The sequence below is a fragment of the Cupriavidus sp. 05N39 genome (genome assembly GCF_056397325.1).
In genome coordinates this window covers 119,094-144,066 of sequence record NZ_JBFTNE010000008.1, presented here as the reverse complement: position 1 = coordinate 144,066, position 24,973 = coordinate 119,094, and the positions used below count along the sequence as shown (strand labels likewise).

Here is a 24,973-nt window from a genome sequence, read left to right as displayed (position 1 = left end):
CCATTTCAGATAAGCGCTGTGTCATGTATTGAATTCATTGAATAGAATCTTCCAATTAATCAATAAGTTACGTTCAGTTGGCACAGTTTTTGCGGTAATTAGTCTCTAGCATCGCGCTGCTGAGAAAAGAACCCCGATCGTTCATGTCATGACTCGACCGGAGAGCCCTGGGAGTCACGAGGATTCTCAGTAGTGGACCCGCCTCACTACGAGAGGATTCCCAATGCCAAAGGTGCTCGCCGTTTTCGGAACGCGGCCGGAAGCCATCAAGATGGCGCCCCTGATTCACAGGTTGCGGATATCAACGGGCTTCGATCTGCGGGTCTGCGTCACCGGGCAGCATCGCCATATGCTCGATCAGGTACTGCAGCTTTTCAAAATAGTTCCGGACTTTGACCTGGATGTTATCAGCGTCGGACAGAGTCTCTCCGACATCACGACGCGGGTGCTCTCAGGCGTTCATGCCGTGTTGGATCAGTACACGCCGGATGCCATGCTGGTTCACGGCGATACCACCACCACCCTGGCGGCCACGCTTGCCGCGTTCTATCGCAACATTTCCGTCGGGCATGTCGAAGCTGGCTTGCGGAGCGGAAATCTCAACGCACCGTGGCCGGAGGAAATGAACCGACGCGTCACAGATGTTATGGCGTCGTGGCACTTTGCGCCAACGCAACAGGCGCAGGACACGCTATTGCGAGAAGGCGTGGACCCCGCCCGCATCAGCCTGACGGGCAACACTGGAATCGATGCCTTGCTCGAGGTCAAGCGCCGGCTGGATAATGATCTGGACATGCGGATCCAGCTGATGGGGCAATACCCCTATCTGGACAGTACGCGCCGGCTGGTGCTGGTGACAGGACATCGGCGAGAGAGTTTTGGCGCGCCGTTCGAACACTTTTGCACGGCGTTGCGCAGGCTGGCTAACCGCAATGACGATATCCAGATTATCTATCCTGTTCATCTCAATCCGCGCGTGCGGGAACCGGTACAAGCGATCCTGGGGGGACATCCAAACATCCACCTGATCGAGCCCCAAGAGTATTTGCAGTTCGTCTTCCTGATGTCGTCCGCCTACATGATCGTCACGGATTCCGGTGGGATCCAGGAAGAGGCGCCCGAGCTGGGCAAGCCGGTCCTTGTCACACGAGACACCACCGAGCGCCCAGAGGCAATTGCCGCCGGCACCGCGCGACTGGTGGGCACCGATACGGAACGTATCATCGCTGCCGCGGAGTTGCTGCTGAACGATCCGGATGAGTACGCCCGCATGTCGCGTGCGCACAACCCGTTCGGCGACGGCCACGCCAGCGAACGCATCGTCAATGCACTGGAGGCGACCATGCCTGTCGATTATCGGAAATACGACAACTCTCGGTTGCCATGGCTGGGCCAGCAATCTTATAGCTGGGACATAAAGCATTCAAATCCATAACTTACCAAGGCTGGCCGCCCCCCCCCCCCAAACATCGTTGCTCGGCGTTTCTTCAGTCCAGGCACCGAAATACGGCCGGCGCTTTTATGGGAGGAGTGAACGATGAGGTTCGCAACAGTGACAACAGCGCTTCTTGTCGCAAGCGCTCTTGCATCGGCACCGGCCCACGCCGCATTGTCGGAAGAGGCCGCGGCGGTCTCGGCTGAAACGCCACTTTATCTGCCCGCTAGCCCGTCGGATCCTGGTGGGCTGAAGGGCTATGACCATGCCAGCCAGTTAGAGGTGGGTGTCGAAGCCGATGCGGTAGGAAAGAACAAGAAAGAGAAGGATAAGAAGAACGCAAAAAAACCCCCGAACAAGGCCGTAAAGGGCCCCAAGGTCAAAGCAGGCTCGTACGCGCTCGCCCCTGCGCCGGGCGCCGAACCGGACTGACACAAGCTTAGGCATTGCGGCGTTTTGCCGCAAACGAGCGTATAGACCCGCGTCCGAGGTGGCTTGCTTGGACACGCACCCGCGAAGCAGCGGGTTGCGCACGGCGAGGCCAATTCAAATCGCGCTTCGGAGAAGACCGTGTTCCACAATCTCTACTCATTGCTGCAAAGGGGCTGCGTACTGGCAATGCTGGCGGTGGCCCTGGCGTTGCCCGCCAAGACTCATGCCGCCACCAACCAGATTGCATTGCTGGTGCCCGATACGATGACCCTGCCCGATCCGCGGGTTTCGGCCTGGCTCGACGCGGCACTGGAAGAAGGCCTGAAGATCACTGTTATCAACGACACGCAGTTCCTCCAGGGTACGACGCCTGCCCAGTTCCCAGGCTTGATCCTGCCGGACCAGGTCCATGTGAACGCGAGCGATGCGCTGGTCGCAGCACTTGAGAATTACACTACCCAAGGCGGCCAGGTGATGCTGGTCTACGACTTCGGCGCGCTCACCACCACCGGCTTCTATTCGTCGCCGAGGAGTCGCCTCAGCAATCTCGCAGGGGTCGACTACGTGCTCTATGACCAACTGGGCGGCTTCATGATTGGCCTGGGACCGATCACTGGCCTGAGCAGCACGCTACGGACCATTCAGGTGGCTCCCGGCAAGTCAATGGTGTGGGATAACACCTCCACGACCGACCCCGTGGAAGGGGTTTCCGGTTACGTCTATGGCTTCCTGACCTATCCCAGCTTCGTCACGCAGGGAAGTTATACCGGCAGTGCCCTGCTGAGCTCGCCAAACTTCGGGCTGGTGGCAGGCTTACGGACTTTTGGCTCGGGCGGCGTTCTGTTCGTCAACCTGCCGCTTGCGTATCTGAAGGGACAGACAGACGGCATGCTGATGCACGGTTTCCTGCGCTATTTCGGCACCAATCTGATGAAGATGCCCAGGCTTTCCGCGCAGCCGAAAGCCAAGGCCGGGCTTGTGCTGAACATGCACTTCTGCGCCGGGGATCAGATTGCGCCCGCGCAGACGCTGAAGAGCTGGGGGATTTTCAACAACGGACCGTTCTCCATTGTCATTACCGCAGGTCCCGATCAGATTGCCTTCGGCGACGGCAAGGGTATCAATCTGTCTCAGAACGCCACAGCCCAGCAGCTGGTTTTGTACATGCAGGGCAAGGGGCACCAGATCGGAAGTCATGGCGGATGGATTCACGATTACTGGGGTGCTAATGCCAGCGAATCCAACCAGTCCACCTTCGAACAGTATCTGGTCCTTAACAAACAGAGCATTGAAGGGGTAACAGGAAAGCCGAGCATCGAGTACGCCGCACCGGAAGGTAATACCCCGCAATGGTCGATAAACTGGCTGGAAGCCAAYGGCAACACTGGCTATTACTTCCTCGGGCATACCGGCATGGCGCCCACCCGAAGCTATCGCAACGGCGCGCTGCTAAACAACACCATCCGGGCATTCCCGGTGATGCCCTTCGGCGAGTATGCGACCTTCGAAGAATTCGAGGAATTCGGTGTTCCCGCTTCCAGCATTACCGCCTGGTACAAGCAGTTGATGGACTTCGTCGTCAAGAATCGCACCAGCCGGCTGATCTATATGCATCCGCTCGGCGCGGTGGATTACAAGGGTGTATTGAACTCGCTCTTTTCGCGAGCCACGACGCTGACGCAGAACGGACAGTTCAGCTGGTACACGATGGACACCTTGGCGAAATTCGCCCAACGGCGTCAGCAGACTACCTGGCAGGCGACTGACACCGGCAACGCGTGGACGTTCCAGGCCAGCAATCCGACCGATTTGACGGACATGACCTGGGTGCTTCCCCGTTCAACGTACAACCAGCCGGCCGTGACGCAAGGCCAGGCTGTCGTCACATGGGATACCACGAACTGGCTGGTAACCGCCGGAGCGGGAACCACATTGACCTTCACCAGTGGAAAGCATTAGCGCGCGCAACGGGGCTTGTGGCGATTTCGCGGGGGCGCACAGGAACTGTGCCCCGTGGTGGGTAAACATGAAACTGAGATTCCTCAAGCATGCGCCAAGCGCTTCGCATATTTTTGACTTTGGGCGAGTTACTCGTTTGCATCGGATCTGTCCCGGATGGGGTAGCCGGCGAAGTTGCCGGCCGTGGCGGTACCCCTGTCCGGGCGGCCACGGCGCCGCAAGCCGCGTCGCGTGTCGCCGCAAGTGCCGCGTCGAGTGCGGCAGCAAGCCCAAGCGGCGATCGACTCTTTGCGCTGATAGCACTCGCCAGCCTATCGACGGACACCCCGGAATCCGATGAGCAGGCCAAGCCAGTGCCGCCCCAGCGTATATGGTCCCAGCCCCCCCCGTCTATGGTCACGGTGCAAGCGGGCAGGCAGCGGCTCGTTATTGCGCTCACCGTGGCCCTATTGCTGATCGTCGGGCTAGTCATCGTCTATGCCACGCGCCACTATCTGTTCACCTTGAACCGGTTGTTCGGCAAACAACGTCACCCCTACCTCGACATCGACATCGCGGATTGGCCCACCTTAACGGTCATGATCGCGGCTCACAATGAGGAGGCAGTGATCGCAGGGTCGCTAGCCTGCCTGCTGCGCGCCGACTATCCTGCCGACCGACTCACCATCATGCCCGTGAATGATCGCTCTAGCGACCGGACCCGAGAGATCATCGACGACTTTGTGGTGCAGTATCCTGGCCGCATTTCCCCGTTTCACCGCTCTGCTGGAAAGCCGGGCAAGGCAGCGGCGCTCAAGGACGCGACCGAACGCATTGCCAGTAACATCATCGTCGTGTTCGATGCCGACTACCTGCCGCCGGTAGGACTGCTTAAGCAACTGGTGGCCCCATTCTTCGATCCCGAAGTTGGCGCAACCATGGGCAGGGTGGTGCCGATGAATCTCGGCACCAATCTGCTTACCCGGCTACTGGACCTGGAACGCTCGGGCGGCTATCAGGTGGACCAACAGGCCCGCATGAACCTGAACCTGGTGCCTCAATATGGCGGGACGGTCGGCGGCGTGAGAGTGCGGGCACTGAAAAGTGTGGGCGGCTGGCACGACGATGTGCTGGCCGAAGACACGGATCTAACCTACCGGCTGCTGCTAAGCAACTGGAAGACGATCTATCAGAACTGGTCTGAGTGTTATGAAGAGGTGCCGGAAACCTGGCCCGTCCGTGTCCGCCAGATCATGCGCTGGACCAAGGGCCATAACCAGGCGCTCTACCGCCACGGGTGGAAAATGGCAACTTGCCGCGATCACAATCTCCTCGAGAAGATCGATGGCGTGGCTTTGCTGGGCATCTACATGATGGCGCCTCTGATGCTGTGCGGCTGGCTGCTAGCCATCGCCCTGTTCTATGCCAGCGGCATGCCGCTGCTCGGCGCGGCCATCTTCCTGTTCGCGCTGATGTCATATGGGACCCTGGGAAACTTCGCGGCGTTCTTCGAGATCGCCGCTGCCGTCTATCTGGATGGCAGCCGCGAGCGTATTCGCCTGCTTCCCCTGAATTACTTTGGCTTCCTGGTAAGCGTGGTGACCGTGTCACGGGCTATCGTCAGCCAGATCGCCTTCGACTTCGTGCTCCGGCGCCAAATCCGCTGGGACAAGACGAGGCGTTACCGCTAGGAGAACTGAGCCGATGTGGGCCTTGCTGCTGAGCTTGCTGACTGTGCTCGTATTCGGCCTTCCGCTGGTGCCAGCCGTACTTGAGTGGCAGCGACGGCGCGATATCCGTCCGCTTGCGATCGACAGCGAGCATACGCTTGACGTCGCGGCCGTGGCCGCGGAGCTCCGTGCCATGATTGTGATGCAAACCGAGCCGACGAGGCACGGTGGTGCAGCCCATTCGATCCGCAGTGTGAATGCGGTTGCCAATGTGACCGGCATATGGTTGCCCACCGGGGCGGAGGCAGCCTCGCGAGTCTGCAAGCGGACCGTCCTCGCCAGTGGATCGCTGATACTGCCCGACAGCTTTACGTTCACGCATGAAATATACGGCCCCCGCGGCATCCGGACCGGAAAGAAGAATCACTTGCAGTCCGTTCTATCCGAAGGAGAACTCGCGATTGGAAGCGGCAGCGAACTGCATCGTTGGGCGCATGCACGCTCCGCGCATATCGCGGCGCACTGCCGCCTCGATGGCCCGCTCTCGGCCACGCACACCATTCGCATTGATGAAGGATGCCATTTTGCTTACCTCAGCGCAGGCGTGATCGGATTCGGGATGCACCATCTTGCAGAATCCAGCGCGCCGCGCAGCGTGCGCCCGCAGAATGGCGAGACCCGGACGGAAGCGATTCCGGCACATGTGCAGGCCGCAGGGGAGGGGCGCTGGCTGGCGACGCGTGATCTAACCATCTCCCCCCAAAGCATGTTTCAAGGGGACCTGGTGGTACATGGCGATCTGTGGATAGGCGCGGGCGCCAGGATTGCCGGCAGCGTCAAGGCCAGCGGGAGTATCCGGCTTGGGGCGGAGGTGCGGATAGACGGGGCCTTGATCGCCGCCGGCTCCATGGTGCTAGCCAAATCGTGCATGGTTGCCGGGCCGGTTTCGGCCGAGCGCGAGTTGGACATCGAGACGCTCTGTGTGATAGGGTCGGCAGAAAGACCAACCACGGTGGTGGCACCCGTGATGCGCGTGAGCGTGGGCGCGGTGGTCTTTGGCGCGGCGTGCGCGCTGGAGAAAGGACGGGTCGTGTCCAAGGGCCATATAGACTCACCGTAGCGCACTTCTCACATATGCGATGAAGAAACTTCTCCTTTTGCTACTGCTGCTTGCCTCCCACGTCAACCAGATGGCCTGTGGAGCCGACCTGGTACTTTCCGGCTATCAGCGCCCCGACGGGGCAATCACCACCTATTTTGGCGGCGACACGATCGATCCGTACTTTGCCGCAAAGGCGCTGCTGGCTGCCCAGGACGCCGGACTGAAAACGAACGCGGCCGCGGGCCGGTGGATAGCGTGGCTACTCCCGCGGCAGCACGACGACGGCAGTTTCGATCGCTATTGCTTGAAAGGCCAGCGCTTTGTCTCCTGTCAGGAAGCCGATGCGGATGATGCGTTGATGGCAGCCTGGATGGAAGTGCTGGTGCGGTCCGTGCCGCCCGCGGGCATGCCGGCGTCCTGGAAGAGGAGCTTCGATAAGGCCAGCCGGAATCTCGACACACTGTACGACAAGCGTTCCGGCGTCTACTATATTTCAACCGATTTGCCGGTCGCATTGCTGATGGACAACGTGGAGGTTTCCAGCGCATTCAAGGCTGTCAGCAGCTATTACTTGCGGATGGGCGACAGGGTGGGCGCAGCCAACTGGATGCGTAAGGCCGAACAGCTCGACAAGGACATTCTGCGTGTGTTCTGGCGACCGCCAGAGCGTTTCCTGGTGAGTACCCAGCCACGCGACAAGTCGGAGTTCTATCCCGATGCTGTGGCCCAGATATTCCCGATTCTGGCCGATATACAGCCTGCCAATCGGACCAACGAAAATGCCTATCAGTCCTGGATGAAGGAACATCGCATGACCTGGTTACAGACGTCCGAGGTCGACTTTCCATGGGGCCTGATAGCCCTTGTCGCGGATAAGATGGGAGACAAGGACGCAATCGCGTGCTGGCGGGTACGATCCGTTCAATTCCGGCACGGGAAGCACTGGAATGTGCTTGAGGAGGCGTTGTATCTGGCGTTTGAAGCGAGGCTAACCCCCGAGCAGTCGCTGGCACCCGTTCAGGCAGGCATGAAATGTCGCTGAGCGTCATGCCGCGGGAACGACCATTATCGATTTCTCCCTGCCAAGGGGGGTGTCGTTTCCATTGACGGGTGTCCGATTTTTTTCAATTGCCTGCTGCCGACCAGTGGCCCGCTGCAGGAGGCGTGGATTCAGACTGATTGCCCTTGAAAGAAGGTTGGTGACCTGACTGTCCGCTTGATTCTCTGCAAAGGCAGCTTATTTGGCAAGAGCGCTGACGGCGGTTTCGAAAAAAATACGATAGGACATCAATGGTGACGCTCTCGGATACCTATAGCAGAGGCTTGTGCGCTCTTCTCGGCTTGCTGATGGTTGGCGCAACCAATCACGCTCGTGCGCAGGCAGAGGCCAACGCGCCAAGAACTTTCGCACCCTTACTCACGGGATTCCTGGAGGGTGGTCTTGGACACGCTAACCTCACTGACAACAATTCGAACTGGAACGACCAGTATCTGAGAGGCGGTGTCCACCTGACCCCAAAAGACTATGTAACCGGCGAAATCAGCCACCAGAACCATTTCGGAGATCAAGGCACGTTCTTCGGTGCGGGGTATACGCGCATATTCAATGAGGACTGGTACGGCTTCCTAAGCGCCGGCACCAGTTCTGGGGGGTTCTTTCTGCCCCGGGTCAGGGTGGACGGACTGCTATTCCGAAAATTCCTTGAAAAAAAGAACTTGGTTGCGAGTGTTGGATTTACCTACTACCGCGCCAAAGAAATCTATACAGACAAGACGCTGCTGCTTGGCGCCACCTACTACTTCGATGGACCCTGGATCATTCAGGCGGGGGCGCGTCTGAACCGAAGCGACCCAGGCAATATCCGCTCCAATCGCGGCATTATCGCGGTGACCTACGGCCGTGACAAGGAGCAATACATTACCCTGAAGTACGACGGCGGAAAGGAAGCCTATCAGTTGACGGGGGAACAGTCGATATTGAGCGACTTCACAAGCCATGAGGTTTCACTGGTCTGGCGGAAATGGATTACCAAGCGCTATGGGTTCAACCTTCGTGCTGTGTACTACGAAAACCCGTCCTACAATCGGAAGCAAGCGGAAATAGGTTTCTTCGTCGAGTTCTAGCCATGTCATCCCGCCATAGGGCCATTCCCGAGCATCCAGACAAGGGGGATGCGCTCGGCCTTAAGGTGCTATGCCGCGCCCGGCATCGATCCCTGGACCACCTGACACTATCGGCCCCTAGGCTGGCGATCATCCTGCTGGTGCCAGTCCTGTTCAATGTGGCCGAATGGATGTTGCGCGGCGCACTCAGCGCCGGGTGGGCGGCCATTTTTGAGTTCTGGATTGGAAAACTAGGGATGGGCGGCACCGTAATTCAAAAGCCAACGCCCTTGGCGTCGCTCGAAATCACCCTACCGCACCTGTATGTACCAGCGATAGCACCCAACTTGCGCACGTGGTGGGTGACGGTAGCCGCCACGATCATCGTCGCCTTGCTTACGCTGCGGCTCCCCGATCGCTTTCTGCCACTAAGGTACTTTTTGCAGTTCGCGATTTTCATACAGACCACGGCGATTCTCTTCTTTGCCGTGGCGCCGGACAGCTTTCCTTATACGGTGAGTGGATATGTTGATAACGGGCTGAAGACCTCATTCGCCTTCCTGTTCCTGCTCCCGTGGGGTCATGCTCTGGTTTACTACATCTTCGATTTTTCTTGGCCAAGCAAGATCTGCCTGACACTGTTCACCCTTGCCTTTGTCGTGATTGCCGTACCGTTGCAATTGACGCTTCACGCGTACCTCGTGTTCCAGTACTCCCTGCTGCTGATGCCCTTACTGTCTTTCGTGCTGGGCCCAACTTGGATCGTGTTTGGCTGCATTGCGCTGTATGGCTGGGCGATGAGCTGGGACCGCCTCAACCCTGAGGCCGAGGCGCCGAGGTCTGCGGAAAAAGACTAGACACGGCAGTCCAACAGATGCACACGCCTCTCCTCAGGAAGGGTGGCGCGCACCGTGGCGGCGAGTTCGGAAATCCAGCATTCGGCCGCCGCGCTATCCGCCACAACAAGGTACAACCCGTCGATTTGGAAATCGATGAGCCAGTACAATACATTTTCGGTAAAGTACTGCCGTACCGCGGGATGCTGGAAATTGATGGCGTTGCCCGATCCGTTGTACTGGAAGAATGGACTTGCGTAATGCCCAAGCTGGTTTCCCTCGGAAACGAACTGGTCGTACGCAAGGGTCACCAGCACCATCATGCCTAGACCATGGGCCCGGTCCACCAGTGCACGCAGTTGATTGAGGCCCCCGTACGAGCGCTCGGGGGCGAAGGGCAGCGGCGCGTAGAAGCACTTGCATGCTACCGAATCCTGCGCATGAGGGTTCAGGCTGACCGCAGTGAATCCGCGTGCGGCGAGCGCGGGTAGATGGCTGGCAACTTCCATAAAGCTGCAATGGGAGTCATTGTCTGTCTCATGGATGACTGCCTCCGCCAGAGGGCGACCAAGCCAGTCCGGATTGCACCAGGCATAACTGCTGGCATCGCATACGATGCTTGCGCCTTGGACATCGACCGCCTGCGCGCGCGACGCCGGATCGGGTACCGACATGCCGTTGTCCAGGCGAAACCAGTAGCGACTACCAGCACCGCAAGGGGCCTCCACCTCAAGCCAGCCATGGCTCGATTCGCGCATCAACGTTGGTCCGAGACCAAGCACCTCAAGGCGCACCGCCCAGCCTTGCTCGATGGCGTCAGGCGCCCACAAGCGAAAACGGGTAAGACTATTATCGGACAATTGTGGTCCAAATTGCCATGCCATCATTTGCATCCCTCCTGCTTTGGGCCGACGCCACCACACCGAGAGCAGTGCCACCGCACCGATGCGCCACGCCATATCCGAGCACTCCTTGTCGAGAGTAAATCCAAGACATTTCCCTGGCGGGATTCCTTTATTCGACGGTAACCGATTTCGCGAGATTCCGCGGCTTGTCAACGTCGGTACCCCGCTTGCAGGCAGTGTGATACGCCAGCAATTGCAAGGGAACAACGTGCAGGACGGGGGAGAGCATGCCGTAGTTCTCCGGCATGCGGATAACGTTAAGGCCAACCGAGGAGCCGATCATGGTGCCCGAATCCGCGAAGACATACAGTTCGCCGCCGCGCGCCCGAACCTCCTGCATGTTCGACTTTAGCTTTTCAAGCAACGCATCATTGGGCGCAATGGCCACCACCGGCATCTGGTCTGTCACTAGCGCCAATGGGCCATGCTTTAACTCTCCGGCGGCAAAGGCCTCGGCATGGATGTACGAGATCTCCTTCAATTTTAAGGCGCCCTCAAGGGCAATAGGGAAATGCACGCCACGCCCAAGAAAGAGGGCGTTCTCCTTTTGCGCCAGGACGTCCGCCCAGGCCATGATCAACGGCTCCAGCGCGAGCACCCTGGTGAGCGAGGCTGGCAGATTACGCAGTTGCGTAAGGAGGGCCATCTCCTGCGACGGGGCGATCCTGCCGCGTTGCTTTGCCAATGTAATGGCTAGCAGGAAAAGTCCAACCAGCTGTGTAGTGAAGGCTTTCGTGGAAGCGACGCCGATCTCGGTGCCCGCCCGCGTCAGGTAGTGCGATTCGGCCTGTCGCACAATGGCGCTGCCTGCGACATTGCATATCGCGAGCGTGTGCCGATGACCTAGGGATTGAGCGTGCTTGAGTGCCGCAAGCGTATCAGCCGTCTCGCCGGACTGCGAGACTACGACCACGAGCGCGTTAGGATTCGGTACGCTATCCCGGTAGCGATATTCGCTAGCGAATTCCACGTCGGTCGGCAGTCTGGCAATGGACTCGAACCAGTACTTCGCTGTCAGCGCGGAATGGTAGCTCGTTCCGCAAGCCAGCAGGCGTAGTGCGTCGATCTGGTCGAATGTGCTCTGCGCCATTGGCCCAAACAGCTCGGGACCAATCGCAACGAGCTGTTCCGTTCGATCCGCGATAACGGCCGGCTGCTCAAAAATCTCCTTTTGCATGTAGTGCCGGTAGGGGCCGAGTTCAACACTTCCGGTCCCCGTATCGAGCGCAAGCGCCGCACGCGTGACGACGACACCTCGCCGGTCGAACATCGTTATGCCGGCACGCGACAATGCCACCATATCGCCTTCCTCGAGATAGATGAAGCGACTCGCGCTGCCAGCCAGCGCCATTGCGTCGGATGCCAGGTAATTACCGGCCATCCCCAATCCCACTACAAGCGGTGAGCCACTGCGAGCCCCGATCACCTGGTCCGGCTCGTGAGACGAGAGCACTGCAATTGCATAGGCGCCCTGCAACTCGGCCACCGTGAGGCGGACGGCCTCGAGCAAACTGGTTTTTTGTCCGCGGTGATAGTGATAGTGGACAAGATGTGCAATGGCTTCAGTATCGGTCTGCGATTCGAAGACATAGTCGCGCTCGCACAATGACTTGCGTAGCGCTTCGAAATTCTCAATGATGCCGTTGTGGACAAGGGCGATTTCGCCACACGAGAAAATGGGGTGGGCATTGCAGGTGGCCGGCGGGCCGTGGGTTGCCCACCTCGTGTGGGCAATGCCCAAAGTACCGCGCAAGCCTTCCTCGGCCACCTGTTCCCCAAGCTTGGCCACGCGGGCCACGCTGCGCAGGCGCTGCAGTTTCCCTTCCTTGAGCACAGCGATACCGCATGAATCGTAGCCACGGTACTCGAGACGCCGCAGACCTTCGAGCAAGGCAGTCGTGACGTCATGTTGCGCAATTGCGCCGACTATTCCGCACATGGCATTGCTCCTCAAAATCCGATTGTTTAGCGCGGTGTGAAAAAAATCCAAAATGGATAATCCAGATCGACCATCGGGTTTCTAGCGGGAGTGGGGATCGCTCCTAATGCCGGTATCACTAGCGATTTAAGACGATTTTCATGGTTATGATGGGTGTGGCGATGCGTTGGCATTCCACGCTGCATGTGACTTCCAAGTGCCGTTCGCCGAGTCTGTCTCTGGCATCGATACTTCCATCCGGCAGACGAGGAGAAGCGAGAACTATTACAGATGTTAGGACGGCGACATACGAAAGTCAAAACAACGCGCTTTCAGTGGAGAACGATCGAGCAGCGGGTCTTCTGGAAAACTCGCCGAGGGGGCAAAACGTGAAGAAGAAATGTGGTCTTTCTCTATCAAAATGCTAAATGAAAAATTAATATAGTGGCGTGTTCGGCCACTTTGACCACCACTGCACAGGCTGTGGCTAGCTCAGGGCGCAGGCCGCGGTTAGAGGCTTGTCTGCATAAGCATGTTGCATCAGTTAACCCACTTAAAATGAACCGACCTCCCAGACCTAGTGGCCACGCTCCGATCCAGCGGCGGCGGGAGGGTGAGCCTCACACCCACGGTCGGCCTCGCCGGTTGAACACCGGGGAACATAACAAGGGCAGTGTTAGTCGGTTCAGCAGGCACATCGCAATGACGCGATGAAGACCGACGTCCAAGCCCCGCTATAGTGGGAAGATAATTTGTTTATACAAATGAACGGGTTCATGCATGTGCCTTACGCGCAGAAGCTGACGTCGACGGTTGTAGGTCCTGCCTGGTATGCCCTGACCGGCGATCGTGCTGAGGCGTCCGGCGTCCCATATCTGCGTGGTGCCATGTGTACCTTGCCATGCCCGGTCGCTTCTCCAGATAAAACGGCTCTCGGGATACTGAGTCATACACCCAGCTTCACGCACGGCACCGCCCTCATAGATCTGTCATAGCCGGCAAATGCGTCAGCCTGCAGCGTCCCTTTGAAGCCCTTCAAATGCGCCAGTGGGTGCTCGCCGGAACGACTGGGACTGTATGCGAACCAGGCCGCTGGCGCGTCGCGTGAACCGGCGAGCCGGTGGTCGCGCACGTAGGTCCAGATCCGACCAGTCTTGGTCTTGCCGTTGCCGGGTTCGAACACCGGCACGGGTGTGTCATCGGTGTGGATCTTGTCGACTTGCCTGCCGGCAAGGGGCGGGCCCTGGACCTCAAGCGTCGCTTCATTGATCCGCGTTGCTGCGCACCATCTGGGACGATCCTGTGCGTCCATAAGACGAGCCACTGCGGGACGGAGTCGGCGGCAAGCTGTACTTTTTCCAGCGATGGCGCGGTGCGCGACGCCGAAACGGGATATTTCAAGATCGTGCAGCGCCAGACAGCGGCAAGATCACGTGGCCAGCTGTTCCGGCCTGCCGCCAGATATCGGCAATCGAGCAGCGCGATCCTCCRATATCGCGTAGTAGTACATCCATGCCCTCCCCAGACCAGTAGGCTTCAAGCGATATCTGCTTGGGCGTCCTCAAAAAGTCCGGATAGACACGATCCTAGGGAAGTCACTAATTGGGTTGCCCTCCTGACCATTGCAATCTCATCGCCATTGGTCCGCACAACAGACAAAGAAGCCACACTCAGGCCTGCGTGATCGAATTGCCTATCTTTGAGCCCAATATGGGCGTTGTTGCATAAATCCGGCTGTGCTAGCTGACGTTTACGCGCAACAGCCAAGTTGGCACGTCTGTTAACTTTTCGGGGACTTGCGTAGATTCTCGACTTTTTGCCGAGAAGATGCGCAAGGACGAACACAAGCGAAGCGAGCCGAAAGGTGTCTATCGTGTCAGGAACTGGGCGAGCTACAACGCTGGCTTGATTGCGAGAGGCGACGTGACGATGTGGATTGACGAAAGCGTACTGGGCACGGCGCCCGAGGACACATCGCCCAGGCGGGGGCGGCCGCACGTCTGCTCGGACGCAGCGAATCAGATGCTGCTTGGACTCAAGCAAGTCTTCCATCTGCCTCTGCGGGCTCTCCAGGGCTTCGCGTGTAGCCTGCGCAAGCTCGCATTCCTCGAGTTGCCGGTACCCAATTACACGACGTTGAGCCGCCGAGCGCAGGAGCTCGCGGTGAAGTTGCCCGCCATGTACAAGGGGAATGGAAGAAGAGCTGCGACTACCACCGTCGCTCGCTGGTCGAGAACCTGATATACGGGCTCAAGACGCTCACGGGCAATCGCCTTTGGGCGCGTGCATCGGCTCGCAAGCAACAGAAGTGGCGATCCGCGCAGGCGTGCTTAACCGCATGGCGGCTCTTGCACGCCCGAAGTCCGTCCGCATCGTCTGAATTTCGGATCACAGGATCCTCTGTGTTTTTAAGTCCGATTTATGCAACAACGCCTCCAATATGTGGAAACATGCAACGGTGTCGATTCTGGCTTTGCTCGCGATCTCAATCGGGAGGGTTAAGGCCGCGGCAGAATCACCTAAGTTGATCGAAAACTCTCTCGGGATGAAGTTCATCTTGGTCCCGTCTGGGGAATTCATGATTGGGTAGTAACGAGTCGTCAGAAGAACTTGCCAAGGCAGTTCCGCAATATGAGTGTGACCGTTTACTGGGAATTGGCTACAAAGCACCGGTGCGCAAGGTTCGCATCACTCGGCAGTTTTACTTGGGGCAACACGAAGTCAGTTTCTTCGAGGAAATTAGACGCGCAAATTTTGTGAAATCTGGGGGAATCGCAAACGCGTCTCGTTAACGATGGGGGGATACGGTGCGCCTTCGGTTTCTTCGAAGAAACTAAGAGCGAGATATATGACAAACGCCAACTGGCGGTGGCGGGAATGTTGCGCCGCTCGCTTTAGGACTTGCTGAACTGCAGACACGAAGGGACGCAACGTCATTGACACCTTCCGAGTCTCCTGGTCAGTGATACCCGCGAGGTGCGTACAAGCTTCAGGCGGAAGCGCGATGCTCACAAGAGTGAACGCAGTTATCAAAATCCAGAAACAGCACCTGGTCCGCCTGTGCCGCCGTCTTCCGAGATCTTCCCATAGTTAACGCTCCAAAAGCACTCGTGCGAACTCCGCTCACTTAATCTCGCTTAATCGGGCTGACTCGTGCGTCGTTCGGTGAGCTAAATCATGACGGAATGCTGGTCCGTCATCGACGCATCCAATGCGCGGTACGAGAGTGTGCAATCGGCAGTTAAACATGCGGTGAAAGTCGAGGAGGGCGGTTTTAACGCTGCAGCAGACACGGCTTCGACGACTAGATAGCAGCGCGCAAGGGTAGTCATCTCGGACGCCGCACGTACTTCGCGACGGTGCTGTTTGCACGGGGAGACTGTGAAGCCTAGAGCGGACAGAGTCATAAGGTATCATTCGCTTCCGCTTGACATTCGGGGCTTACCGCCCAGAGTCATGCAAGCCCGGTTCGCGTCACTCGGGGGTATCGAGCCAAGGTGTTTTCCGATTAATCCTTGGAGGTACTTGTGATTCTGGAGTGGTTTTTTACAGGCGATCTAATCAACTTTCTCCTGTGCCACTACACTAGGTGGTCTAAGCTGCCACCGGGGTCGTTGACGGCTCGGACCAGGCTCGACGTGTGACGCTTCCATATCATGCGTGATTTTCAATTGGTTGGCGCCAGAAGTGGCGCCCGCCGTTCTGCATTCCTGCGAATTACCAGAAAGACTCTTGATGTTCGGATTTCTCCGCAGCTACTTCTTCAACGATCTTGCGATCGATCTCGGTACTGCCAACACTCTCATCTACATGCGCGATAAGGGAATCGTCCTGGATGAACCCTCCGTGGTTGCGATCCGCCGGCAGGGTGCTCTCAATCCTCGGAAAACCATCCAGGCGGTCGGCCAGGAAGCCAAACAGATGCTGGGCAAGGTACCGGGAAACACTGAGGCCATCCGTCCGTTGAAAGACGGCGTGATCGCGACTTTACGGTCAGGAGCAGATGCTCAAGCAGTTCATCAAGATGGTGCACGACACCAAACTGCTTCGGCCGTCGCCGCGAATCATCATCTGCGTGCCCTGCGGCTCGACCCAGGTCGAGCGCCATGCAATCCGCGAATCCGCACTGGCCGCCGACGCCAGCCAGGTCTACCTGGTCGAAGAACCAATGGCGGCCGCGCTAGGCGCGGGCCTACCGGTGTCAGAGCCGTCCGGCTCGATGGTGGTGGATGTCGGTGGGGGTACGACCGAGGTCAGTATGGATGGTCTATAAGGGCTCCGTACGCGTGGGCGGCGACAGGTTCAATGAAGCCATCGTCAACTACATTCGGCGCAATTACGGCATGCTGATTGGCGAGCGGACCGCCGAGGCCATCGAGAAGGCAATCGGATCGGCCTTCCCAGGCTCCGAAGTCCGCGAAATGGAGGTCAAGGGCCGCAATCTGTCCGAAGGTATCCCGCGCGCATTCACGGTGTCGTCCAACGAAATCCTCGAAGCGCTGACCGATCCGCTTAATCAAATCGTGTCGGCAGTTAAGATCGCGCTCGAACAGATCCCGCCGGAACTCGTTGCCGACATTGCCGAGCGCGGCATGATGCTGACCGGCGGGCGGGGCGTTGCTGCGTGAACTGGATCGCCTCCTGGCAGAGGAAACCGGCCTACCTGTGCTGGTGACCGAAGACCCATTGAGCTGCGTAGTGCGGGGCGCCGGCATGGCGCTCAAACGCAAGGACAAGCTCGGCAGCTTCTTCTCTTACGAGTAACGACTAAGCCGTGAAGCGGTGAATACGTGGCGCTTGATGACGACGCGTAGTCGTATCGGTCCGAAGTTTGACGCAGCGATTTAGTCTAATTCATGGTCCGACTTTACACGACCGCGCCGTCAAATTGAAAATGCTTTGGTAAGCACTCTTTCTTGCGGTCCGAGCCCAGATACGCGGGACATAAATTGTTTCCATGTTTTAATCTAGATTTAAATCAATAAACCACAGTATGGAATTGAAGTCTATTTACCCTTTGTATCGCCTTCCCTCCAGGGGGTTGGTTCTCTTTACCGCTCTCGCGATGGCCCTGGCGGGTTGTGATGGAGGTGGTAACTCTGAAGAGTCCACCGCGGTGATTGGTAATTCAACCACAAAATATCAGCCTGAGAATGCAAATCCAAGCGCAGGTGCGTCCGCCAAATCAGGATTTGATATCCTTGCTAGTCTTGATGCCTTGAAAATTACAACTGGCCCCTTTGCTGGAGCCTATCAAGTTGGCTCTGGAAGTAATTGGCTGAACTGGTATTTTGCAAATATTGGCTTGTTCGGATTCATAAAGGACCGCCAGAATGAGGTGCGGGCTTACATGGATCTGTATATCAAGAATGTCAGTCGCGTGAACTACACAATAAACGACATTAAATTTAACGGGGATTTAAATTCTCCAATACAGTGCCCAGCCGATTCTAACGATTCTTATGCTTCAACATTCTTGTCCCTGGCGGCAGAATATATGAGGGTGACTGGCGACGTCACATGGTTTCGGAACAACTTGTCCATCCTCAAAGCCATCGCCTACGCAAATCTGGCAGTCCCGCAAAAGCCGGGTGGTCTGATTTCTGTTTACCGACAAGACTACACACCACCAACCAATACGACACATTGTCCGAGCTTTACTCCATCAAATATTGCTTACACGGAGGACAATACGGAAAATTACCGAGGACTAGTCGATTTTTCGAATGCGCTTAAGGTRCTGGGTGATTCGGACTCGATCTATTACAGCCAGGTAGCAAATTCGGTTGCGGTTGGAATTCAGGGGAGATCCAATGGTTCGGCATTTTTTGCCGCGGATTCCGATAGTACTATTAATCCGAATTTCTATCCTGGAACGGTCACGCAAGTATTTCCGCAGCTCAATGAAATTCCCTTATCGTCCGATACTGTTGCGACGCAAAGCCGGTATGATACTGGGTATGCCTATCTGAATGCGCACGCGCCAACCTGGTCCACACAGATCGACCCAAGCGCAAGCTATCCATGGATGCTTTTGGGCTACGTCGCGGCGAAACGAGGGGATACGGCGCGCGCGCAGCAGCAGATGGCATTGCTGCGAGAAAATAGTGGAAAGGCGATCATCAATGAAATCGGCTTTTATAAGCGTATTCTTAATGCAGGCGTTAGCGAGATAAGCTAGCGAACTGGGTGGCACCGTCAACTAGGAACATCGCAGGCGAAGCAAGGCATTGATGTCACTCTGCTCATTAAGCGGCGGATGGATTTTGGGTGAGCTCCGTTAGGCAGGTTTGCCCGGCAATGGGGCTTACTTTCATGGCACTGTTCTGTGGTTTTCGAGAGCTCAGGCGCCAGCGCGGGATGGACGCGCCCGTTCGAAGATTGCCATCCATTCGTCATAGCATTGGGCGATGCGGGAAACGGCGTCCTACTCGTCATCTTCTTTGATTCGTAGTCGGCGATCGCGTCCCAGAAGGAGGCGCCCGACCGGGAAGCCAATCAGCAGCTTTTGCTGATCGTAGAAGGTGCTGCGTGGGAGGCCGGCCACCTCAAGCAGATCCGCGAGTGGTGGCGCACGAGGACTTGGCCCTCCCTGCCAAAGACGACCAACTCGACGCCGGCATGCCGGGCAAGCACTACGCCAAGGGCGATTCTATTCACCAACTCGCTGTGGGGCGAGAGAACGTACTCCGCGACCTCTCGCGTCACGGCCCAACCTTCCCCGTGCGGCGCGACGTGAACATTGGCTTTACCACTCATGGGTGTCTCCCGAAGGTTTGCTCTCCCAGTGTTGGCCGGCCTTCCGGTGTTGAGGATCAGAGATCGTGCGACCGGTGCTCACCATATGCGAGACCAATCACACGGTCCAACCGCTCTGATTTCTATCCGGATTTCGTCCGCAAGTACGCTTTTCGACCGTTGCTGGAAGGCAACAGCAGGGCGAATGATGTTCCGTATTCTTGAGACTACATCGAACTTGCGAATAAAAGCAGCGGGCGAAACGCCCCACAGGTGCCCTGTTTCGCACTGAAAAGCTATGCTCGCATGAATGATGAGCGCGAGTCGCACGAATGACGATCTTCAACATCCATGGCGAGCATCCCCCTGACGAGAAAAATGCAATTAATCGCCAGAAATCTTACCTCAACCTTAAACTGGTGTTTGGCAACACGGGCCACCTGCCAGCGGAGCGCCCGTTGTCGGACGAGCAGTTGCGGGGCAAGGTCACACTGGTCTACTTCTGGACATACTCCTGCATCAACTGCATTCGCACCCTGCCGTACCTGCGCGCATGGGCTGACAAGTACAAGGACCAGGGCCTGACGGTGATCGGCGTGCACACACCCGAGTTCGCCTTCGAGAAGAGGCCCGAAAACGTCCGCCGCGCGATTCCCGATTTCCGCATCGGTTTTCCCGTGGCCGTCGACAGCGATTACGACAAGGAGGGAAGGCCGATCATTGATCCGCAGAACAGCAAGAAGGCACCGGATCAAGGCGCTGCTACGTCGTTCTGGTGCGCAACGAATCCCAGACTCGACGGCATGGGCGGCGTTTACTGCGCCGACTGCGACATTGCCCGTGCACTCCCTCCCGACGATTCGAGGGAGCTGCATGGCGTACGTACCCGAGCGACAGACCCCATCGCCGCCGGACGGCTCTGGCAGCTCAGCGAACAGCTGACAGGCGCAAGCATCGACTGAAGGAGCCGGCGGCCTGGAACTTGCCCCCACCGCCACTGCCGCCGGATTTTTGTATGCCTTTGTATCTGGCAGCAAGCGGGATACTTGCCCAGACAGAAGGGCTTTTTCGCGCTACGTGGGGGATACATCGGTCTTCTTTAATCCATAGCGTGGCCCGGCGCCAGACAAGTGCGAAGTAACCGGGACGCGCAATCGAATCCCTCTCAGTCCAAGGAGATCCATCATGATCCGTATCGAAAATGTGCTTTACACCGGAAAGGTCCACGTTACTGGCGGCCGCGATGGCCAGGCGCACAGTGACGACGACCGTCTGAACCTTAAGCTGTCGCCCCCTGGCAGCAACGGTCACGGCACGAATCCGGAGCAGTTGTTTGCCGCAGGCTGGTCCGCCTGCTTTATCGGCGCGATGGGCCGTGCCGCCAGTCAGATGAAGACTAAGCTGCCGGCGGACTTGGCACTCGATACCGAAGTGGACCTGGGCACAACCGGCGATGCGTACTTCCTGCAGGCCCGCCTGAATGTCAGCCTGCCAGGCGTGGACCGTGAGGTGGCGCGAGCCGTAGTGGAGGCAGCGCACCAGCTCTGCCCGTATTCGAAAGCGACGCGCGGCAACATCCACGTCGAGCTGAATCTGGTTTGACGTGCATCGCGGCCTGCCTGCATCGCTTGGCAGGCCATCGCTTCCAATCTTTCACGTACTCGAACCATGCGCACGTATCTACGCGCCGCCCTGGTGGCCTTGGTCATCGGCGCGGTTTACTTCATTGGGACTGGCGCGCGCACCTTCAGTGCGCCGCCGGCTAACGGCAGTGCCGCGCCCGAGTTCACTGGCATCAGCCAATGGCTGAACTCGCCGCCACTGTCTATGCAGGCCTTGCGCGGCAAGGTAGTGCTGGTGGACTTCTGGACGTACTCCTGCGTGAACTGCATCAACACGCTGCCCTACGTCAAGCAGTGGTACGAGAAGTACAAGGACCGGGGCCTGGTCGTTGTGGGCGTACACACGCCCGAATACGCCTTCGAGAAGTCGACGGCCAACGTGCAGGCCGCACTCGGGCGCCTCGACGTCCGCTATCCGGTAGCGCAGGACAACGGGTACGGCACGTGGTCGGCATTCCGCAATGAGTACTGGCCCGCCCTGTACCTGATCGACGCCGACGGCCGCATCGTCTACCAGCACTTCGGCGAAGGCAGCTATGCCGAGACGGAGGCTGTCATCCAGAAACTCCTGGCGGAGCGCAAGCCGTCGCAGCCGGCCTGATGCGAGCAAATCAGGGAGCCCAGTTCACGGGGTCCCAACATCGCTCCGGCCGCTTCGAGGCGGGCGGCAGTTCGGCCATTTAACGGTTATGTCGGGCAGTAAGAGTGGCCGCTTCTTTGACGCAAGCCCACCGACGTGACAGAAGCGCAGTAGCCGACGATGAAGTTGCCTTCAGTGCCGTGTAGGATCAGTCCGAATGTTCGTGTACGGCCGCTGACTAAGACGGCTCGGGCGCACGTYGCCCCGGGTTGCTCAACCACCGGCGGCTCGCAGTAGTGGCTCGGCGTGGGTCCGCTTTGTATTCCAATGTGTCCGCCGCCGCCGCGAGGACAAAAGGTTACAGAAATCCCCCCCGACCGATGCATCGCCAATACACGCCTCCGCTGAAATGGGGTTTCTGGCTTCGAAGACAAGGCGTGCAGCTCGCGAAGGTCCAGGCGCTTGTGCGCTACTGGGAGACGGGCTACGACTGGCGCGACTGCAGTGAGAATCCGGCATGAGCTGGATACCAGCGACATCGAGCTCTCACCGTATTACCTCGCCAGCGAAATCCGGGCAATTTATGCCGGCATGATGATCGCAGTGCCGCCCGAGGTGGCAGGCCTATGACCTGCTCACCCCAGCTCAGCTCGGTCGCGAGTTGATCAAGATGGCGACGCACGTTGATCCCCGCGCGATGCGCAAACATGGGTCGACAGCCACGCGCTTGGCTTGGTTGGCTCGGTTTTCATCGCGGTGGCGCCGTTTGTCGCCGAATGGGTGAATCAGCGTATCGCGCGGTCGAGTCAGCAGACCAGCACGGCGGCGCATAGACGTGGCGGTTGGCGGTGCGCCAACCCAGGTTCGTTCAGGCCGGTGGGGAGCCCGCCTTGAGCAATGCCTTTAACGGGGTGTGCAGCTCGGAGGTGTCCTGATGCTGATGCACCGCCACGGCATGCTGGGCTCGACTTCGAGTCGTTCGTTTCCACCGTTGACGCTGAGCGCCACGGTGCCGTTGAGGGGCCGCGCTTCCGAGATCGCAACCGAGAGTTGGTAAGACCAATCCCGGCCATGAAGCGCCATGCGCCCACGTCATAGCTCGGACGTTCGGACGTCGGGTCCGCTCAGCAAACGGCCATTCGATTCGTCGCGACGAACATTGCTTCATCGGCCAATCCAGACGGCCAGGCTGTCCATCGATTTGCGCAAACGACTGCTTGCTCGAGCAGATCCAGGGGCATTCGGCCTCAGCGGTTTTCCGGATTGTCAATCAACAATGCCACGCGACTCGCGTTCTATATCGTCCGCGACAGAGGCGCGCGCAAATCGCATTTGATATTCGCTCGGCGAGAGACCGGTCTTGCGCTTGAACAGTTGTCGAAATGTGCTGAGGTCTCCATAGCCGACGCGCTGGCTGACAACATCGAGGCCGATAGGTCTTGACTCCAGCAATTGTTTGGCCACTTCGATGCGCAGGTTCTGCAGATACGCTAATGGCGCAAGGTCTACTGCCTGCTTGAAACGTCGGTTAAGCGTCCGCTCGCTGACAGCGAGCCACGCGGCGAGTTCACTCAGTCGAAACCCCTGATGAAGTGTCGCCTCCATGCGCTGTTGAGCTTGCGCGACGAGCGGATCGGCATGTCCGTGGTCGTCGAGAAGCTTGGCGTAAGAAGCCTGAGAAGTCCGGTTCATGTCGATCAATAGCGACTTGGCGGTCGTCGCGGCAAGTTTCTCACCGGCGAATATTTCGACCAACCGCACGGCGAGGTTGAGATAAGACGTCACTGAACCGCCCGAGATAATGCCATCTTGCCCGGTCAGAACTTCCCGGGCTCGAACTTCGACACGCGGATAGCGTCGGGCAAAGTCAGGCGCTTTGGCCCAGTGTGTCGTGGCGACCCGGCCGTCGAGTAAGCCCGCCTCAGCAAGCAGATAGTTGCCCGTGCAGTATGCGGCCAGCACGGCTCCCGCCTCGCGTTGGCGCCGTAGCGCCGAAGACAGCGCGTTCAACTGCTCCCGGCGGCCGATGAACTCATCCATGTTGGAAAAAAACGGGGCCGTAATCAGAACGGCGTCTGCACGCTTGCGTGGATCGATTTTGCCGTCCACCGCAATGCTCTGGCCCGAAGCAGCCCTGACCGGTTGCCCGTCAAGCGATTCCACGCGCCACGCGAACATGGGTAAAGGGTTGGGCCTACGTGTGCCTTCCCGTGCGCTCAGGTGATTGGCAGCGTTGAGGACGTCGATGGGCCCCGCGACGCCGGATGCCAGAATTCCGTCATAGACCCAGATCCGGATCGTGATCATTTGCGTATGTGTCTGATATTCCTCGAATGATGGCAATACTGCCACTTCCAGATTCTCCCGTAAAGCGCGATGATCGCCAAACCGAAACACATGACGAAGGACTGCGACCATGCCAATGATCGACGCGCTGTGGCCGGACGATGCCTTGACGCCTGAAGCGGAAGCACGTTTGGTTAGAGAACTGACTGACATCCTGATCAAAGCGGAAGGCTATGACCCGGGCAATCCGATTGCGCAGGGAGTCACCGTGCTTCATCTCCATAGACCGGCCGCGGTATTCGTCGGCGGGGAACGCTCGAAGGCACCGCGCTACCGGATCATTCCTTCGGCGCCTGAGGGGCAATACACTGTCGAGTCACGTAGAGCGTTGGTTAAGGCAGTCACAGAAGCGGTAGCCCGCGCCGAGAACCGACCGTTCGAAGAGGTCGCACCGCGCGTCTGGGTTTTCCCGACGGAGATTCCGGACGGTACCTGGGGCAGTCGTGGCGCCATTTACACGCTGCCTGACATTCATGCACTTCTGGCCGGTGAATCCGAACGGAGTGTCGGCGTGGAGCGACTCGCGCGGCGAAGGCGCGAGAAGGCACGAATCGCGCTAGGAGCCGCTGTTGATGCCGCCAGCGCTGGAATTGCCAGGTCTTAGCAGCGTTCCTCGTGATTTGTTCGGCGGGACGGAAGAGGATGCCCGTGTTCGCTGACAACGTTCATACAATCGATTGAGTACCGAACATGAAATTCAACGATACAGCGCCAGTCTTGGCTCCTGTCGGCGGCCCGCCGTTCTGGCTGGCCAGGTTAGCCGAAAATGCGACGCTTGAGGCGACCGTCCTGAAGCGTCCGGTCGAAGGGCGGGCTGACATCCTGTCGGTGATCAAGCACGCAGTCTCGCTCTACGAGTTCCAGCATCACAGCTACAAGGGCGAGACAGGCAACGGACGATACATGGAGTCCTACCGCTCGCAGATTCAGGGCATGCCAATCGAGACTCTACTCGTGGAGCACCTGAACGAACAGGGTGAGGCTGACTCCGTGGTGATCAACCATCGTCCGCTGAATGCCGCGATGCTGTTTTTCGAAACTGATTTGGGAGCGGGTCGACGAGCGGTTCCGTGACCTCTATCTGACCGGACCGGAAGCCGACGCCGTGAATGCGGCCCCGGGTTCGAGTTGATCGTTTCGGCGCGGAATTTATCAATTCTTCCGGAGTATTGACCACTTTTGAATGACTGTTCTCCCTCGATTCGATGTCCCATCGGGCCAGTAGCGCGCCGGACCACTACGGGCGTGCAGGCCCAGAGCGACGACCAGGCTTCAGGGCGAGCATCGACGTCCACGACTCGATCAACGCCAATGTACTGCGAGGGCGGTTGCACATCCTGATCGTCGA

The 24,973-nt window shown here is 58.2% G+C and carries 18 protein-coding genes and 5 pseudogenes; 17 read left to right on the top strand and 6 right to left on the bottom strand.

The window, feature by feature from the left end; genetic code table 11:
* Nucleotides 1–223 precede the first annotated feature (223 nt).
* The 8 genes from wecB (at nt 224) to AC1DN0_RS06295 (ending at nt 9,537) form a co-directional block, all read left to right on the top strand.
* Nucleotides 224–1,435: a non-hydrolyzing UDP-N-acetylglucosamine 2-epimerase gene (wecB, locus tag AC1DN0_RS06330; RefSeq protein ID WP_441627204.1), complete on the top strand. Its 1,212-nt coding sequence runs from the start codon at nt 224–226 to the stop codon at nt 1,433–1,435.
* Between the two features lie 102 nt (nt 1,436–1,537).
* Nucleotides 1,538–1,867 (top strand): hypothetical protein, encoded by a 330-nt coding sequence (locus tag AC1DN0_RS06325; RefSeq protein ID WP_441627202.1) that lies wholly within the window; start codon nt 1,538–1,540, stop codon nt 1,865–1,867.
* A 186-nt stretch (nt 1,868–2,053) separates the two neighbouring features.
* The gene (locus tag AC1DN0_RS06320) at nt 2,054–3,826 is read left to right on the top strand and encodes a polysaccharide deacetylase family protein (RefSeq protein WP_441627200.1); all 1,773 of its coding nucleotides are present in this window, start codon (nt 2,054–2,056) and stop codon (nt 3,824–3,826) included.
* 392 nt (nt 3,827–4,218) lie between these two features.
* Nucleotides 4,219–5,496 (top strand): glycosyltransferase family 2 protein, encoded by a 1,278-nt coding sequence (locus AC1DN0_RS06315; RefSeq protein ID WP_441627244.1) that lies wholly within the window; start codon nt 4,219–4,221, stop codon nt 5,494–5,496.
* 13 nt (nt 5,497–5,509) lie between these two features.
* The gene (locus AC1DN0_RS06310) at nt 5,510–6,595 is read left to right on the top strand and encodes a bactofilin family protein (protein WP_441627198.1); all 1,086 of its coding nucleotides are present in this window, start codon (nt 5,510–5,512) and stop codon (nt 6,593–6,595) included.
* 19 nt (nt 6,596–6,614) lie between these two features.
* A complete protein-coding gene (locus AC1DN0_RS06305; protein ID WP_441627196.1) occupies nt 6,615–7,619 on the top strand; it encodes a hypothetical protein in 1,005 nt (334 codons plus the stop codon).
* Between the two features lie 248 nt (nt 7,620–7,867).
* A complete protein-coding gene (locus tag AC1DN0_RS06300; RefSeq protein WP_441627194.1) occupies nt 7,868–8,701 on the top strand; it encodes a YaiO family outer membrane beta-barrel protein in 834 nt (277 codons plus the stop codon).
* A 2-nt stretch (nt 8,702–8,703) separates the two neighbouring features.
* Nucleotides 8,704–9,537 (top strand): hypothetical protein, encoded by an 834-nt coding sequence (locus AC1DN0_RS06295; RefSeq protein WP_441627193.1) that lies wholly within the window; start codon nt 8,704–8,706, stop codon nt 9,535–9,537.
* On the opposite strand, the gene AC1DN0_RS06290 is transcribed toward AC1DN0_RS06295, so the two are convergent.
* The 3 genes and pseudogenes from AC1DN0_RS06290 to AC1DN0_RS06280 all read right to left on the bottom strand — a co-directional run.
* Complete coding sequence (locus AC1DN0_RS06290; protein WP_441627191.1) at nt 9,534–10,475, bottom strand: alpha-amylase family protein; 942 nt, start codon at nt 10,473–10,475, stop codon at nt 9,534–9,536. The genes AC1DN0_RS06295 and AC1DN0_RS06290 overlap by 4 nt on opposite strands.
* A 55-nt stretch (nt 10,476–10,530) precedes the next feature.
* Nucleotides 10,531–12,360 (bottom strand): glutamine--fructose-6-phosphate transaminase (isomerizing), encoded by a 1,830-nt coding sequence (glmS, locus tag AC1DN0_RS06285; RefSeq protein WP_441627189.1) that lies wholly within the window; start codon nt 12,358–12,360, stop codon nt 10,531–10,533.
* Nucleotides 12,361–13,324: 964 nt separating this feature from the next.
* Nucleotides 13,325–13,552: pseudogene (locus AC1DN0_RS06280) on the bottom strand (IS66 family transposase); the annotation flags it as partial.
* A 614-nt stretch (nt 13,553–14,166) separates the two neighbouring features.
* Between AC1DN0_RS06280 and AC1DN0_RS06275 the strand changes: the two are divergent.
* The 3 genes and pseudogenes from AC1DN0_RS06275 to AC1DN0_RS06265 all read left to right on the top strand — a co-directional run bounded on the left by AC1DN0_RS06275 (nt 14,167) and on the right by AC1DN0_RS06265 (nt 18,520).
* Nucleotides 14,167–14,719: pseudogene (locus AC1DN0_RS06275) on the top strand (transposase).
* Nucleotides 14,720–16,074: 1,355 nt separating this feature from the next.
* A pseudogene (locus tag AC1DN0_RS06270) lies at nt 16,075–17,103 on the top strand (rod shape-determining protein).
* Nucleotides 17,104–17,332: 229 nt separating this feature from the next.
* Nucleotides 17,333–18,520, top strand: a complete 1,188-nt coding sequence (locus AC1DN0_RS06265; RefSeq protein ID WP_441627187.1) for a hypothetical protein — start codon at nt 17,333–17,335, stop codon at nt 18,518–18,520.
* Between the two features lie 317 nt (nt 18,521–18,837).
* On the opposite strand, the gene AC1DN0_RS06260 is transcribed toward AC1DN0_RS06265, so the two are convergent.
* Entirely contained in the window at nt 18,838–19,098 is a 261-nt protein-coding gene (locus AC1DN0_RS06260; RefSeq protein WP_441627185.1) for a DUF2188 domain-containing protein, read from the bottom strand.
* A 434-nt stretch (nt 19,099–19,532) separates the two neighbouring features.
* Between AC1DN0_RS06260 and AC1DN0_RS06255 the strand changes: the two are divergent.
* The 4 genes and pseudogenes from AC1DN0_RS06255 to AC1DN0_RS06240 form a co-directional block, all read left to right on the top strand.
* Nucleotides 19,533–19,775: pseudogene (locus tag AC1DN0_RS06255) on the top strand (redoxin domain-containing protein); the annotation flags it as partial.
* 487 nt (nt 19,776–20,262) lie between these two features.
* Nucleotides 20,263–20,679, top strand: a complete 417-nt coding sequence (locus AC1DN0_RS06250; protein WP_441627183.1) for an organic hydroperoxide resistance protein — start codon at nt 20,263–20,265, stop codon at nt 20,677–20,679.
* A 66-nt stretch (nt 20,680–20,745) separates the two neighbouring features.
* Nucleotides 20,746–21,300, top strand: a complete 555-nt coding sequence (locus tag AC1DN0_RS06245) for a thioredoxin family protein (protein WP_441627181.1) — start codon at nt 20,746–20,748, stop codon at nt 21,298–21,300.
* A gap of 359 nt (nt 21,301–21,659) precedes the next feature.
* Nucleotides 21,660–21,800 carry an epoxide hydrolase N-terminal domain-containing protein gene (locus AC1DN0_RS06240; RefSeq protein ID WP_441627179.1) on the top strand — a complete coding sequence of 47 codons (141 nt, stop codon included), beginning with the start codon at nt 21,660–21,662 and terminating at the stop codon, nt 21,798–21,800.
* Nucleotides 21,801–22,147: 347 nt separating this feature from the next.
* On the opposite strand, the pseudogene AC1DN0_RS06235 reads toward AC1DN0_RS06240, so the two are convergent.
* Nucleotides 22,148–22,317 (bottom strand): annotated as a pseudogene (locus AC1DN0_RS06235) (DUF1059 domain-containing protein).
* 228 nt (nt 22,318–22,545) lie between these two features.
* Entirely contained in the window at nt 22,546–23,586 is a 1,041-nt protein-coding gene (locus AC1DN0_RS06230) for a GlxA family transcriptional regulator (RefSeq protein WP_441627242.1), read from the bottom strand.
* Nucleotides 23,587–23,695: 109 nt separating this feature from the next.
* Between AC1DN0_RS06230 and AC1DN0_RS06225 the strand changes: the two genes are divergently transcribed.
* Nucleotides 23,696–24,229: a tautomerase family protein gene (locus AC1DN0_RS06225; RefSeq protein WP_441627177.1), complete on the top strand. Its 534-nt coding sequence runs from the start codon at nt 23,696–23,698 to the stop codon at nt 24,227–24,229.
* An 86-nt stretch (nt 24,230–24,315) separates the two neighbouring features.
* The gene (locus AC1DN0_RS06220) at nt 24,316–24,699 is read left to right on the top strand and encodes a hypothetical protein (protein WP_441627176.1); all 384 of its coding nucleotides are present in this window, start codon (nt 24,316–24,318) and stop codon (nt 24,697–24,699) included.
* The last annotated feature ends 274 nt before the right edge of the window (nt 24,700–24,973 follow it).

Coding starts and splice junctions, on each gene's coding strand:
- AC1DN0_RS06240 (WP_441627179.1), top strand. CDS start 21,660: ATGCATCGCCAATACACGCCTCCGCTGAAATGGGGTTTCTGGCTTCGA.
- AC1DN0_RS06290 (WP_441627191.1), bottom strand. CDS start 10,475: ATGGCGTGGCGCATCGGTGCGGTGGCACTGCTCTCGGTGTGGTGGCGT.
- AC1DN0_RS06260 (WP_441627185.1), bottom strand. CDS start 19,098: ATGAGTGGTAAAGCCAATGTTCACGTCGCGCCGCACGGGGAAGGTTGG.
- AC1DN0_RS06245 (WP_441627181.1), top strand. CDS start 20,746: ATGCGCACGTATCTACGCGCCGCCCTGGTGGCCTTGGTCATCGGCGCG.
- AC1DN0_RS06220 (WP_441627176.1), top strand. CDS start 24,316: ATGAAATTCAACGATACAGCGCCAGTCTTGGCTCCTGTCGGCGGCCCG.
- AC1DN0_RS06305 (WP_441627196.1), top strand. CDS start 6,615: ATGAAGAAACTTCTCCTTTTGCTACTGCTGCTTGCCTCCCACGTCAAC.
- AC1DN0_RS06315 (WP_441627244.1), top strand. CDS start 4,219: ATGGTCACGGTGCAAGCGGGCAGGCAGCGGCTCGTTATTGCGCTCACC.
- glmS (WP_441627189.1), bottom strand. CDS start 12,360: ATGTGCGGAATAGTCGGCGCAATTGCGCAACATGACGTCACGACTGCC.
- AC1DN0_RS06300 (WP_441627194.1), top strand. CDS start 7,868: ATGGTGACGCTCTCGGATACCTATAGCAGAGGCTTGTGCGCTCTTCTC.
- AC1DN0_RS06250 (WP_441627183.1), top strand. CDS start 20,263: ATGATCCGTATCGAAAATGTGCTTTACACCGGAAAGGTCCACGTTACT.
- AC1DN0_RS06325 (WP_441627202.1), top strand. CDS start 1,538: ATGAGGTTCGCAACAGTGACAACAGCGCTTCTTGTCGCAAGCGCTCTT.
- AC1DN0_RS06225 (WP_441627177.1), top strand. CDS start 23,696: ATGCCAATGATCGACGCGCTGTGGCCGGACGATGCCTTGACGCCTGAA.
- wecB (WP_441627204.1), top strand. CDS start 224: ATGCCAAAGGTGCTCGCCGTTTTCGGAACGCGGCCGGAAGCCATCAAG.
- AC1DN0_RS06230 (WP_441627242.1), bottom strand. CDS start 23,586: ATGATCACGATCCGGATCTGGGTCTATGACGGAATTCTGGCATCCGGC.
- AC1DN0_RS06310 (WP_441627198.1), top strand. CDS start 5,510: ATGTGGGCCTTGCTGCTGAGCTTGCTGACTGTGCTCGTATTCGGCCTT.
- AC1DN0_RS06295 (WP_441627193.1), top strand. CDS start 8,704: ATGTCATCCCGCCATAGGGCCATTCCCGAGCATCCAGACAAGGGGGAT.